General features: G+C 72.9%; 8 protein-coding genes. 1 reads left to right on the plus strand and 7 read right to left on the minus strand.

Features of this window, described 5'->3' with window-relative positions; translation table 11 throughout:
* Nucleotides 1–155 precede the first annotated feature (155 nt).
* Together ACFV8H_RS23725 and nrdR are read right to left on the minus strand one after the other, a co-directional pair.
* Nucleotides 156–3,053 (minus strand): vitamin B12-dependent ribonucleotide reductase, encoded by a 2,898-nt coding sequence (locus ACFV8H_RS23725; protein ID WP_380403288.1) that lies wholly within the window; start codon nucleotides 3,051–3,053, stop codon nucleotides 156–158.
* A 237-nt stretch (nucleotides 3,054–3,290) separates the two neighbouring features.
* Nucleotides 3,291–3,788: a transcriptional regulator NrdR gene (gene nrdR, locus ACFV8H_RS23730; RefSeq protein WP_360237507.1), complete on the minus strand. Its 498-nt coding sequence runs from the start codon at nucleotides 3,786–3,788 to the stop codon at nucleotides 3,291–3,293.
* A 529-nt stretch (nucleotides 3,789–4,317) separates the two neighbouring features.
* On the opposite strand from nrdR, the gene lexA reads away from it, so the two are divergent.
* On the plus strand, nucleotides 4,318–5,013 hold the full coding sequence (lexA, locus tag ACFV8H_RS23735) for a transcriptional repressor LexA (protein ID WP_350507843.1): 696 nt from the start codon (nucleotides 4,318–4,320) through the stop codon (nucleotides 5,011–5,013).
* A 108-nt stretch (nucleotides 5,014–5,121) separates the two neighbouring features.
* Here the strand turns inward: lexA and ACFV8H_RS23740 are convergent, their stop codons facing one another.
* From ACFV8H_RS23740 to ACFV8H_RS23760, 5 genes are read right to left on the minus strand one after another with little or no spacing between them, the layout of a single operon-like run.
* Entirely contained in the window at nucleotides 5,122–7,251 is a 2,130-nt protein-coding gene (locus ACFV8H_RS23740; RefSeq protein WP_380403291.1) for an ATP-dependent DNA helicase, read from the minus strand.
* A 12-nt stretch (nucleotides 7,252–7,263) separates the two neighbouring features.
* Nucleotides 7,264–9,099: an IucA/IucC family protein gene (locus ACFV8H_RS23745; RefSeq protein ID WP_380403294.1), complete on the minus strand. Its 1,836-nt coding sequence runs from the start codon at nucleotides 9,097–9,099 to the stop codon at nucleotides 7,264–7,266.
* Nucleotides 9,077–10,507 carry a lysine N(6)-hydroxylase/L-ornithine N(5)-oxygenase family protein gene (locus ACFV8H_RS23750; RefSeq protein WP_380403297.1) on the minus strand — a complete coding sequence of 477 codons (1,431 nt, stop codon included), beginning with the start codon at nucleotides 10,505–10,507 and terminating at the stop codon, nucleotides 9,077–9,079. The genes ACFV8H_RS23745 and ACFV8H_RS23750 overlap by 23 nt, the downstream gene beginning before the upstream one ends.
* 9 nt (nucleotides 10,508–10,516) lie before the next feature.
* Nucleotides 10,517–11,191: a GNAT family N-acetyltransferase gene (locus tag ACFV8H_RS23755; RefSeq protein ID WP_380403371.1), complete on the minus strand. Its 675-nt coding sequence runs from the start codon at nucleotides 11,189–11,191 to the stop codon at nucleotides 10,517–10,519.
* The gene (locus ACFV8H_RS23760; RefSeq protein WP_380403299.1) at nucleotides 11,083–12,915 is read right to left on the minus strand and encodes an IucA/IucC family protein; all 1,833 of its coding nucleotides are present in this window, start codon (nucleotides 12,913–12,915) and stop codon (nucleotides 11,083–11,085) included. Before ACFV8H_RS23760 ends, ACFV8H_RS23755 begins: the two co-directional genes overlap by 109 nt.
* Between the last annotated feature and the right edge of the window lie 311 nt (nucleotides 12,916–13,226).

Raw genomic sequence — 13,226 nt, forward strand, 5'->3', positions numbered from 1 at the left:
GCTGCTTCATTTGTTTATACTCTCACCCCTTTTCCCCGCCCCCCCCCCCCCTCCGTGACCTGGGCCCCCGGGCACATCGCTATGGGGGGGGGCGGGCCGGGTAAGCCCCCCCCCCGCCTCAGCGGTGGCTCACCCGCGCGGGGTCAGCGCTGCGGTCAGCTGCAGCCGCTGGTGGAGCCGCAGCCCTCGCAGAGGTAGCAGCTGCCGGCGCGGCGCATCTTGGTGCCGCAGGAGAAGCAGAGCGGCGCGTCGGCGTTGAGGCCGAGCTGGATCTCCATCAGCTCCGTGGAGTTGTGGGCCTGCTTCGGGGCCGCCTTGGGCGCCTCGACGGCCGGGGCGGGGGTCGGGGCCGGCTTGGCCGCGGCGACCGGGGCGGACTGGGCGAGGGACTCGGTGTCGAGCTCCTCGGCCTCCAGCGGCTCGTAGGAGCCGGTCTCCAGGTGGCGGGTGCGCTCCTCGACGGAGTGGATCCCCAGCGCCGAGCGGGTCTCGAACGGCAGGAAGTCCAGCGCCAGGCGGCGGAAGATGTAGTCGACGATCGACTGGGCCATCCGCACGTCCGGGTCGTCGGTCAGGCCGGCCGGCTCGAAGCGCATGTTGGTGAACTTCGAGACGTAGGTCTCCAGCGGCACGCCGTACTGGAGGCCGACCGAGACGGCGATGGAGAAGGCATCCATCATGCCCGCGAGGGTCGAGCCCTGCTTGGACATCTTCAGGAAGACCTCGCCGAGGCCGTCGTCCGGGTAGGAGTTGGCGGTCATGTAGCCCTCGGCGCCACCGACCGTGAAGGAGGTGGTGATGCCCGGGCGGCCCTTGGGCAGGCGCTTGCGGACGGGGCGGTACTCGACGACCTTCTCGACCACGGCGGCGGGGGCGGGGGCCTCCTCGGCCTTGGCCTCGGTCTCGGAGTCCTTCTTCTTGGCCGAGAGCGGCTGGCCGACCTTCGAGTTTTCGCGGTAGATGGCGAGCGCCTTGACGCCCATCTTCCACGCCTCGAAGTAGATCTCCTCGACGTCCTCGACGGTCGCCGTGGCGGGCATGTTCACGGTCTTGGAGATGGCGCCGGAGATCCACGGCTGGATCGCCGACATCATCCGCACGTGGCCCATCGGGGAGATGGAGCGCTCGCCCATCGCGCAGTCGAACACCTCGTAGTGCTCGGCCTTGAGGCCCGGCGCGTCCACCACGTTGCCGTGCTCGGCGATGTGGGCGACGACCGCCTCGATCTGCTCGTCCTGGTAGCCGAGGCGCTTGAGGGCGCGCGGGACGGTGCCGTTGACGATCTGCATCGAGCCGCCGCCGACGAGCTTCTTGAACTTGACCAGGGCGAGGTCGGGCTCGACGCCGGTGGTGTCGCAGTCCATCATCAGGCCGATGGTGCCGGTCGGGGCGAGGACCGAGGCCTGGGCGTTGCGGAAGCCGTTCTGCGCGCCGATGCGCAGCACGTCCTGCCAGGACTTGTTGGCCCGGAGCCAGACCGGGGCATCCAGGTCGTCGAAGGAGACGGCGTCCAGGGAGGCGTCGGCGTGCTGCTTCATGACCCGCTGGTGCGCGGTGGCGTTGCGGGCGTAGCCGTCGTACGGGCCGACGACGCCGGCGAGTTCGGCGCCGCGGCGGTAGGCGGTGCCGGTCATCAGCGAGGTGATGGCGCCGGCCAGGGCGCGGCCGCCGTCGCTGTCGTAGGCGTGGCCGGTGGCCATCAGCAGGGCGCCGAGGTTGGCGTAGCCGATGCCGAGCTGGCGGTAGGCGCGGGTGGTCTCGCCGATCTTCTCGGTGGGGAAGTCGGCGAAGCAGATGGAGATGTCCATCGCGGTGATGACCAGCTCGACGACCTTGGCGAACCGCTCCGCGTCGAACGAGTCGTCGTCGCGCAGGAACTTCATCAGGTTCAGCGAGGCCAGGTTGCAGCTGGAGTTGTCCAGGTGCATGTACTCCGAGCACGGGTTGGAGGCGTTGATGCGTCCGGACTCGGGGCAGGTGTGCCACTGGTTGATGGTGGAGTCGTACTGGATGCCGGGGTCGGCGCAGGCCCAGGCGGCCTCGGCCATCTTGCGGAACAGCTTCTTGGCGTCGACGGTCTCGATGACCTCGCCGGTCATCCGGGCGCGCAGGCCGAATTCGGTGCCGTTCTCGACGGCGGTCATGAATTCGTCGTTGACGCGGACCGAGTTGTTGGCGTTCTGGTACTGGACGGACGTGATGTCGTCGCCGCCGAGGTCCATGTCGAAGCCCGCGTCGCGCAGGGCGCGGATCTTCTCCTCCTCCTTCACCTTGGTCTCGATGAAGGCCTCGACGTCCGGGTGGTCGACGTCCAGCACGACCATCTTGGCCGCGCGCCGGGTGGCGCCGCCGGACTTGATGGTGCCGGCGGAGGCGTCGGCGCCGCGCATGAAGGAGACCGGGCCGGAGGCGTTGCCGCCGGAGGAGAGCAGCTCCTTGGAGGAGCGGATCCGGGAGAGGTTGAGGCCGGCGCCGGAGCCGCCCTTGAAGATCATGCCCTCTTCCTTGTACCAGTCGAGGATCGACTCCATGGAGTCGTCGACGGACAGGATGAAGCAGGCGCTGACCTGCTGGGGCTGCTTGGTGCCGACGTTGAACCAGACCGGCGAGTTGAAGCTGAACACCTGGTGGAGGAGGGCGTGGGTCAGCTCGTGCTCGAAGGTCTCGGCGTCGTCCTTGGTGGCGAAGTAGCCGTGCTTCTCGCCGGCCGCGCGGTAGGTGAGCACCACGCGGTCGATGATCTGCTTGAGGCTCCACTCGCGCTGGGGGGTGCCGACGGCGCCGCGGAAGTACTTGGACGTGACGATGTTGACGGCGTTGACCGACCAGAAGTCGGGGAACTCGACGCCGCGCTGCTCGAAGTTGATGGAGCCGTCACGCCAGTTGGTCATGACGACGTCGCGCCGCTCCCAGCTGACCTCGTCGTACGGGTGCACGCCAGGGGTGGTGTGGATGCGCTCCATCCGGAGACCGCCCTTCGGGGCCTTGGCACCCTTGGTCACGGCCTTCTCGGACTTCGACCCGCGTGCGGAACCGCTCGTGGTGTCTGTCACTTCTCGCTCCTCCTCCTGGGCAAACGCCCGAAGTGCCCCGAAAAATCCGGGCACCGCTGGTTCGTTCTTCCGGTGTGCGGGCAGACGGGACCCCGTCCGCTTACGCACGGTTTGTAGTGTTCTGTGCCCCGTTTTCGGGCACGCGTGGGCCCACGCGGGGCCGGTGTGGTGCTACCGGCCCACGGGGGCCGCATGGTGGTGGCTCCTGGGCGGGCCCGCAGGGGCCCGGCGCGCCTCCTAGGGCGCGGCGGCGGGAACGGGCACGCAGGTGCCGTCCGCCTCGGGGGCGGGCCGCTCGGCGCGGATCTCCGCGATGGCGGCCTCGAAGTCCTCGAGTCCGTCGTACGCCTGGTACACGCTGGCGAAGCGCAGGTAGGCGACCACGTCGAGGTCCCGCAGCGGGCCGAGTATGGCCAGCCCGACGTCGTGGGTGGTCAGCTCGGCGCTGCCGCTGGCCCGCACGCACTCCTCGACCCGCTGGCCGAGCTGGGCGAGGGCGTCCTCGGTGACCGGGCGGCCCTGGCAGGCCTTGCGGACTCCGGTGATGACCTTCTGCCGGGAGAACGGCTCGGTGACGCCACTGCGCTTGATGACCATCAGCGCGGCCGTCTCCACGGTGGTGAAACGGCGACCGCAGTCCGGGCACTGCCGACGACGGCGAATGCAGCTGCCGTCCTCGGTGGTCCGACTGTCGACGACGCGGCTGTCGGAGTGCCGGCAGAAGGGGCAGTGCACCTGGGGATCCCTCCCTGGCAGGACGTGCGGACCGGTTGAGTCTATGCGATGCGCCCCCGCCTTCGGCAAGCTGATCATGCGGCGCGACCACTAGTACTGGGCACGGAGAGGACTCTAGCCACTACATCTAGGTCTCGGGGGGAGGTGACACCCCTGGCGTGTCGGCGCCGATTAGACTTCCGGAGTCGACATCCGGTCGAACATTTACTCGATGTACAACAAAGCCTTGATCGAGTCAGTCAACTCCCGAATAATTCACTCGAACGTGTGTTTGGCGCAACCTTTCGATAGGAGGCGCGTTGGGCTGGAAAAGGGGAGAGGACAGCCGTCGAGAGGGGCCGCCGTGAACACCGTCGAAACCAACACCATCCCGGTGCAGGAACACTCCCAGTTCAAGGTGGGGCAGCGCACCACGAATCAGCAGAGCGTGGACATCAGCATGGACCGTAGCGAAGACCACCGCCTCTCCGGCCCGGCCGTTTCCACCACGGGCCGCGTTCCCGACCAGCCGATCGAGCACTCCCCCACCATGGACGACACCCATCCCTCCCCGGCCCGCTCGATGCCCGGCCGCCCCCCCGGCATCCGCACCGACGAGGCCGGCCTCACCGAGCGCCAGCGCCGGGTGATCGAGGTCATCCGCGACTCCGTCCAGCGCCGCGGCTACCCGCCGTCCATGCGCGAGATCGGCCAGGCCGTCGGCCTGTCCAGCACCTCCTCGGTCGCCCACCAGCTGATGGCCCTGGAGCGCAAGGGCTTCCTGCGCCGCGACCCGCACCGCCCGCGCGCCTACGAGGTCCGCGGCGTCGAGGTGGCCCGCCCCAACACCGCCGAGACGGCCGGGCGGCCCTCCACCTCGTACGTGCCGCTGGTCGGCCGGATCGCGGCCGGTGGTCCGATCCTGGCCGAGCAGACGGTCGAGGACGTCTTCCCGCTGCCGCGCCAGCTGGTCGGTGAGGGCGAGCTGTTCGCCCTCACCGTGCGCGGCGACTCGATGATCGAGGCGGCCATCTGCGACGGCGACTGGGTCACGGTGCGCCGCCAGCCGGTCGCCGAGAACGGCGACATCGTGGCCGCCATGATCGACGGCGAGGCCACCGTCAAGCGGCTCAAGCGCGAGGACGGCCGGATCTGGCTGATGCCGCACAACCCGGCCTACGAGCCGATCAACGGCGACAACGCCACCATCCTGGGCAAGGTGGTCGCGGTCCTGCGCCGCCTCTGACGGCGGCACCCGGCCGCCACCTCGAGCGGCCGGCACGACGACGGGAAGGGGCTCCACCGCGTCAGCGGGGAGCCCCTCCGTCCGTCCTGCACCACGTGCCGGGGCCGCTCAGCCCCGCTTCACCACCGGCCGCACCGGCGCCGCCGAGGCGTCGATCGCCGCCAGCGAGCGCCGCACCTGGTTGCGGTCCGTGGTGTACCAGAACTCCGGCATCGAGGACCGGAAGAAGCCCCCGTACCGCTTGGTCTCCACCCGCGGGTCGAGCACCGCGACCACGCCCCGGTCCTCCGCCGCGCGCACCAGCCGGCCCGCGCCCTGCGCCATCAGCAGCGCCGCGTGGGTCGCCGCGACCGCCATGAAGCCGTTCCCGCCGTGCTGTTCGACGTCCTTCTGGCGGGCGCTCATCAGCGGGTCGTCCGGCCGGGGGAAGGGGATCCGGTCCATCACGACCAGCTGGCAGGCCGAGCCGGGCACGTCCACGCCCTGCCAGAGCGAGAGGGTGCCGAACAGGCAGGTGGTGGCGTCCGAGGCGAACTCGCGGATCAACTCGCCGAGGGTGTCCTCCCCCTGGAGCAGGATCCGGTGGTCGAGCCGCTCCCGCATCGCCTCGGCGGCGGCCTGGGCGCCGCGCATCGAGGAGAACAGGCCCAGGGTGCGCCCGCCGGCCGCTTCGACCAGCTCGGCCAACTCGTCCAGCATGTCGGGCCGTTCGGGGTCCCGCCCGGGGTCCGCGAGGTGCTTGGCCACGTACAGGATGCCCTGCTTGGGGTACTTGAACGGCGAGCCGACGTCGATGCCCCGCCAGTGCGGGACGGCGTCCTCGCCGAAGCCGGAGCCGGCCTCCGGGTTGTCACCCGGCGTGCGCTGGTCCGGCAGTCGGGTCTCCTTGGGCAGGCCGAGCGAGCCGGCCACGCCGTTGAAGTCCCCGCCGAGCTTGAGGGTCGCCGAGGTCAGGACGACCGAGCGCTCCTTGTACAGGCCCTCGCGCAGCAGCCCGGACACGCTCAGCGGCGCGACCCGCAGCGAGGCGGTGCCCAGCCCGTAGCGGTCGCTGCGCTCGATCCAGACCACGTCGTACTCGGAGCCCTCCAGCAGCCGGTCGGCCGTCTCGTGCAGGGTCTCGGCCGAGGCCATCGCCTGCTTGCGGACGGCATCCTCGTCGCTGAGGCCCTTGTCCCGGGTCTCGCCGAGCGAGGTGATCACCTGCCGGGAGGCGTCCCGGATCGCGGTGACGGCGTAGGCCAGGTACTCGGGCAGTTCCTCGACCCGGCCGGGCTGGGCGGTCTCCATCAGGCCGTGGTAGTTCTCGGCGGCGGCCTGCAGCGCGTCCACGGCCTTCTCGTTGGCCAGTCGGGCGGCCCGCTTGACCGCCCGGTTGACGGCGCCGACGGTCAGCTCGGCGGTGGCCGCGCCGGTGACCCGGTTGACCAGCTCGTGCGCCTCGTCGACGATCAGCAGCCCGTGCTCGGGCAGCACCGGCGCGCCCTCGATCGCGTCGATCGCGAGCATCGCGTGGTTGGTGACCACGACGTCCGCGAGCTTGGCCCGCTCCCGGGCCTTCTCCGCGAAGCACTCCTGCCCGTACGCGCAGCGGGTCGCGCCCAGGCACTCCTTGGAGGTGACGGAGAGCTGCGCCCAGGCCTTGTCCGAGACGCCGGGGCTCATGTCGTCCCGGTCGCCGGTCTCGGTCTCGTCGGCCCAGTCGCGCAGCCGGAGCACGTCCTGGCCGAGCTTGCCGGTGGGGCCGCCGAGCGCGTCGACCGGGTCGAACAGGCCCTCGCCCTCCTCGCTCGGGGTGCCCTCGTTGGCCCGGTGCAGGCACAGGTAGTTGGAGCGGCCCTTGAGCATCGCGTACAGCGGGCGGCGGCGCAGCACCGGGTGCAGCGCCTCGACCGTGCGCGGCAAGTCCCGTTCCACCAGCTGGCGTTGCAGGGCCAGGGTGGCGGTGGCGACCACCACCCGGTCGCCGTGGGCGAGGGCCGGCACCAGGTAGGCGAGGGACTTGCCGGTGCCGGTGCCGGCCTGGACGAGCAGGTGCTCGGAGTGGTCGACGGCGTCGGCGACGGCCTCGGCCATCCGCATCTGGCCGGGGCGCTCCACACCGCCGACGGCCTCGACCGCGGCGTGCAGGAGCTCGGGAATCCGCGAGCGCGGGACGGCGACGGCTTCCTCGGCCGCGTCGCCGAGGTCCGTCGCCCGCTGGGATTCAGAGTCGTGGGATTCGGAGTCGTTCGTCATGACCCTTCCACCCTACGGGGCGGGGGTGACAATCCGGTCCCGTTGTCCGGGGCGGGGGCCGGGCGGCCGCACCTCCACGCCGACCAGGGCGTTCGGCACGGTGCCGTGCCGGACGGCGTGCGGGCGGTGCGGGCGGTCCTGGTAGCCGTCCATGAGCAGCCGGTTGCGGTTGAGGCAGAGCCGGTCGATCCGGGGCCGGAACAGGTCGAACAGGTCGAAGCGCTCGCGCAGCTCGGGGAAGCGGGCCTGGTAGCGGTGGATCTCCGCGCGCAGCAGGGCCCAGAAGTCGGTCTCGGCGAGGCCGGCCTGCGCCTCCAGCAGCGGGGCGAGGTAGCGGAAGACGCCGATGAACAGCCCGGAGTGGATGAACTGGCACAGCCCCTGGGGGTTCTCCCGCAGCAGCACCTCGGCGACCTCGGGGGGCAGCGCGCGCAGCTCGGGGAGGTCCTGGTCGCTGAGGTTGACGTCGTCGACGAAGTCCTTGACCGCGAGCCGGGTCGGGGTGCCGCGGTCGTCGAAGACCACGACGGCGTTCTCGCCGTGCGGGGAGAAGACCAGTCCGTAGCGGTAGAGGAAGTGCAGCAGCGGCGGCAGCAGCGCGGCGAACAGCCGGGCGGTCCACCCGGCGGGGGTGAGGCCGGAGCGGGCGATCAGTTCGACGGCGAGGGCGCGCCCGTCGGAGCCGCTCTGCAGCAGGGCGGCGAGGGTGCGGGCGCGCTCGTCGCCGGCCAGGAAGGGGCCGAGCGGTTCGCGCCAGATCGCGCCGAGCAGTTCCTTGTACTGGTACGGCGAGTCGGGCATCTCCCGGTAGAGCGGGTGGTCGACGGTGACGGAGGCGATCTCGCCGAGCAGGATCACCCGGCACTCGTCCCGCAGGTACGGGTCGGCGTCGCGCAGCCCGTGCAGCCAGGCGGTGACGGCGGGCGCGGCGAGGGTGCGTTCGACCGGCAGCCCGCGCCAGACCAGGGTGTTGAGGATGGACAGCGGCAGCTTGACGGTGCAGCGCTCGGGGTGGGCGGTGTTGAAGAAGGAGCGGATGGACTGCTGGGGCAGCCGTGGGTCGCCGTCCGAGGCCAGCGGGACGATCTCGCCGGAGGCGATCCAGGGCGCGAACAGCGGCAGGACCGTCTCGTCCCACTGCCAGGGGTGGACGGGCAGCAGCAGGTAGTCGTCGGCGTCGGCGCCGAGCGGGGCGCGCAGTGCGGCCTCGTCGTCCAGTTCGCGGGCGTACAGCTGCTCGGGGCGTTCCAGGCCGGGCACGCCGCGGTACTCGGCGAGCCGGCGGTGGACGGCGATCCAGGGCAGCGGCCGGGGGCTGCGGGCCTCCGGGGCCCAGCGGGCGGCGTCGGTGCCGGAGAAGCCGATCCGGCCCTTGTTGGGGACGATCCACGGGTGGCCGCCCTGCCGGCCCTCCAGGGCGGGGTGGTCGAGGTCGGCGAGCTCGGCGGCGGTGAGCGCGGTGGCGAGCTGGCGGGCGTCGGCGGTCAGCGTGGCGGACAGCTCGCGGACCAGGTGGGCGGTGGTGTCGCCGCGCATCCCGAGCGCGTCCCGGGCGTACGGGAGGAAGCGCAGCGGGTCCAGGCCGTCCGGGCGGGAGCAGCGGATCGACCCGGGGTCGACCTGCCAGCTGTCGTAGGCGCCGCGCCGGGCGGCGAAGCGGTACTCGGCCTCGGGGAGCTTCAGCAGGTACTCGCCGTCGAGGGGGCCCGGGACGGGCTTGAGCAGGTCCTCGTAGGCGAACTCGCCGAGCATCTTGGCCAGCAGGGCGCGGCCGGCCCGCTGCCAGTGCCCGGCGGTGAGGTGCGGGGGCAGGTAGAGCGGCGGTTCAGCGGCCGACGGTTGCGGCACGGGTCAGCTCCTGGGGGTGGGGGACGACGGGGGTCTGCTCGATCGGGGCGCCTACGGGCCCGGCCGCGGCCGGCGCCGCGGTCGGCGCCCCGGGCGGCGCGAAGCCGGTCCAGGCGGTGCGGTCGGGCAGCCGGTGGACGGTCCGGCCGGTGACGGCGTTGAGGATGACGGCGGCCCGGTGGGCGCCGAGGCCGAGGTCGGGGGCGCCGACCCCGTGGGTGTGGAGTTCGGCGTTCTGGACGTAGAGGCCGCCGGTGAGCTCGGGCCGGGTGGCGACCCGGTGGTCGAGGTCGACCCGGTAGCGCCCGGTCTCGTCCCAGTCGATCAGGTGGGCGAGCGGTTCGAGCGCGGCCGGGCGGGCGGCGCGGTAGCCGGTGGCGAGCACCACGGCGTCGGTGCGCAGCACGTGCTCGGCGCCGGAGTCGGTGTGCCGGCAGTCCAGTTCGAGTCCGCCGCAGGGCCCGGGCCGGGCCGCGGTGACGGCGGTGCCGGGGGTGATCTCGACCGGGGCGGTGTCGATCGGGCGGCCGATGGTGCGCTCGTAGAGGTGGTCGTGGATCTCGGCGAGGGTCTCCGCGCTGGCGGCCTTGTGCAGCTGCCACTGGGCGGTGACCAGGGCGTCCCGGACCGGGCCGGGCAGGCCGTGGAAGTAGCGGGTGTAGTCGGGGGTGAAGTGTTCCAGGCCGAGCTTGGAGTACTCCATGGGGGCGAGCGCCCGGGTGCGGGTGAGCCAGCGCAGCCGGACGCCGTCGTCCTGGTGGCGGCGGAGCAGGTCGAGGAAGACCTCGGCGCCGGACTGTCCGCTGCCGACCACGGTGATGTCCCGGGCGTCCGCGAGCTCGGCCCGGCGGTCCAGGTACTCGGCGGAGTGGAAGGCCCGCGGGCGGTCGGCCAGGGCGGCGAAGGCCTCGGGGAGCACCGGCCGGGTGCCGACGCCGAGCGCGAGGTTGCGGGCCCGTACGGCGCTGCGCCGGCCGGTCGCGGTGTCGGTCAGCTCGACCCGGAACAGCGGGCCGTCCCGGTGCAGGGCGGTGACCTCGGCGCCGAAGCGGCAGTTGGGCAGCCGGTCGGCGGCCCAGCGGCAGTAGTGGTCGTACTCGCGGCGGGGCAGCTGGAAGCGTTCGGCGAAGTAGAACGGGAACAGCCGGTCCTGGGCGCGCAGGTAGTTGAGGAAGGACCACGGGTTGGTCGGGTCGACGAGTGAGACGAGGTCGGCCAGGAAGGGCACCTGCATCCGGGCGCCGTCCACCAGCATGCCGTGGTGCCAGCGGAATTCGGGGCGCTGGTCGCAGAAGAGCGTGCGCAGCCCGGGTACCGGCTCGGCGAGGGCGGCGAGCGAGAGGTTGAACGGGCCGATGCCGACGCCGAGCAGGTCGTAGGGGGGTTCGTGGGGTGTCGAGGTGTCCACAGGGGTGTCCTAGGCGGGGAGTGGCGCTTCGCGGTCGCGCACCATCAGCGCGGCGCGCTTGTCGGGCAGGTCGAGTTCGGCGGCGGCCCGGAATCCGGCCCGTTCGAAGGCCCGGACCGAGCGCCGGTTGCGGACGTCCGGTTCGGCCACCACCCGTTGGCAGTCGGGCCGGTGGCGCAGCACGAGGGCGGCGACGGCGGCCAGCAGCTGGGCGCCGAGGCCGCGGCCGCGGCTGGTGGCCGGGCCGAGCAGCAGGTGCACGCCGGTGTCGTGCGGGCGGGCGGGGTAGTGCCCGGCGAGCGGGTCGAGGTCGGCGCGGTAGACCTCCCAGTAGCTCATCGGGGTGCCGTCGAGCAGTCCGAGGCAGGGCAGGCTGCGTCCGTCGCCGTCCAGTTGGGCCCGGACGTGCCGTTCGGTGACGGCGGGCGGCCCGGCGAGCTCCCAGAAGGCGTCGACCTCGGGGTCGTTCATCCATCCGGTGAGCAGCTCCAGGTGGTCGGGCAGCCGGACCGGGCCGAGCCGGAACCGGCCGGCCGGGGTGGGGACTTCGCCCCACCCGGGCAGCTCGTCGGGCATCAGGCGCCCGCCACCGGGTTGGGGATGTCCACGTACACGGACTGGGTGGCGACCGGGCCGACCAGTTCGTCGAGGCCGTTGATCCGGGTGAGCAGGTTGGCCTTGCAGGGCAGGGTGGGCGCGTCCAGCAGCAGGGCGGGCAGGGCGGAGCCGGTGGCGGCGGCCCGCGGGCCGGCCAGGAACCGGCGCAGCCCGGCCAGCAGCACCGTCTCCTCGGCGAGGCCCTGGGAGCCGAAGGCGCCGATCAGGCCGAGCACGTGGTTGATGCCGAGGTAGTAGGCGAAGTGGTGGTCGATGACGTCGTCCGGCAGGAAGGTGTCGCTCTGCTCGCCGAGTCCGGGCAGCCGGGCGGTGAGCCGCTCGGCGGCGCTCTCCCGGTAGTAGTAGCCCTGGTTGTCGCGGTAGCGGCCGCCGCTGGGCCAGCCCTCGGCGTCGAGCAGGACGATGCTGTTCTGCTGGTGGGCCTCCAGGGCGATGCCGCCGCGGCCGTCCAGCCAGAGCACGGGCAGCACGACGGCGTCCAGGTAGCGCAGGAACCATTCGGCGGCCACGGTGCGCAGCGGGCGGCCGGTGCGGGCGGCGAGCGCGCGCAGGGTGTCGCCGAGGGCGGACGGCACGGTGGCGCCGGCGCCGCGCGGCTGTTCGGCGACGAACCCGGCGACGCAGAGGGCGCGTTCGGCCGGCCCGAAGGGCTGGGCGCGCAGCACGGTGTCCAGCCCGCCGGGGTCGCCGAGGTCGGGGTGGTCGACGCCGATCCAGGCGGGGTCGCGGACGATGTCGAAGCCGGGGTGGGCGGCCCGCCACTCGGCGGCGAGGCCGCTCTCCAGCAGCCGGTGCACCTCCAGGCCGCGGTGGAGTTCCTTGCGCAGGTTCTCCCGGCGGGAGTTGGTGATCCGCAGGCCGAGCGAGAGCTTGAGCATCCACGGGGTGCCGGGCCGGTAGACGGTGCGCACCGAGGAGGTGGGGTACCAGGGTTCGCCGGCCGGGCCGAGGTCGTGCAGCAGCCCGTCGGCGAGCAGCGCGGCGACGGTCGGGCGGTGGGCGAGTTCGCGGGCCTGCCAGGGGTGCAGCGGCAGGGCGGCGGTGCCGGGCGGCAGGGTCGCGTGGCCGCCGAGGAGGGCGGCGGTGATCCGGTCGGCGCTCTCGGCGACGGCGGATCCGGCCGCGAGCAGGCCGCGGTCGACGGCGTACCAGTGGACCTGGAAGGAGCCGTGGAGTTCGGGCGAGTAGGCGGCGCTCTGGGCCGGTCCGAGGCCGTCGCGGCTCTTCGGGGTGGGGTGCAGGGGGTGGCCGAGCAGCAGGGCCTGTTCGGCGGCGAGGAAGGCGGAGCGTTCCGGTCCGCCGGGTTCGGCGGCGGTGCGGCGGTGGGCGAGGATCTCGGCGGTGCGCACCACCGAGTCGGCGACCCGGGCGGCGAGGTCGGCGACCCGGGCGGGGTCGGGCCGTTCGGCGGCCGCGGCGGCGAGCAGGGCGGCGGCGGTGACGGCGTCCACCGGGGCCGCGGAGCCGTCTCCCGCCGGGGCGCCGTCCCCGGCCGAGAGGGTGGCCGGGCCGAAGCGGTGCCAGCCGCCGGGCGACCAGTGCCGGACGGCGGCGGTGAGCCGGGCGGCCCCGCCGAGGACGTCGATCCGCAGTCGGCCGTCCGCCCCGGGGCGGGCCCCGGTCTCCCGGGCCCAGCAGCGCAACAGGGCTTCCAGGGCCGCCTGTTCGGCGGCGACGGCGGGGTCGGGGTGCAGCAGCGGATCGGGGTGCAGCAGCGGGTCGGGGCCGGAGGCGGCCCGCTGCGCGGTCGGCGGCGGTACGGGCGGGGCTCCGGTGAGGGCGGTGCTCAAGGCTGCTCCTTGGTGCGCGTGGGGGTGCGGACGCGCGCGGGTGGTGGAGAGGGTCGGCGGGCGCTCGCACCGTCGCGTCAGGTAAGGGTTACCTATCCCTGACGGGTGATCACAAGGACGGCTCACTCGTCCGGGTGAAGATCGGGGATAGTGCGTCACCGGGCGGGGCGGCCCTGCTGTGCCAACGACGGGGCCGGTTCCGCGTCACGGATCGGTGACCTCCGGGCGGTCGCGGAACCCGGGGGGCGGCCGCCGCCGTCCTCCGCGGCGATGGAAGACTCCAGGGCGGCGGGCCGCCGCACCGAGGACCG

The sequence above is a fragment of the Kitasatospora sp. NPDC059827 genome (assembly GCF_042731675.1).
Classification (GTDB): domain Bacteria; phylum Actinomycetota; class Actinomycetes; order Streptomycetales; family Streptomycetaceae; genus Kitasatospora.

Bases quoted from the DNA above. Each gene is read 5' to 3' on its own strand.
- lexA (WP_350507843.1), top strand. From the start codon at position 4,318: ATGGACGACACCCATCCCTCCCCGGCCCGCTCGATGCCCGGCCGCCCC.
- ACFV8H_RS23740 (WP_380403291.1), bottom strand. From the start codon at position 7,251: ATGACGAACGACTCCGAATCCCACGACTCTGAATCCCAGCGGGCGACG.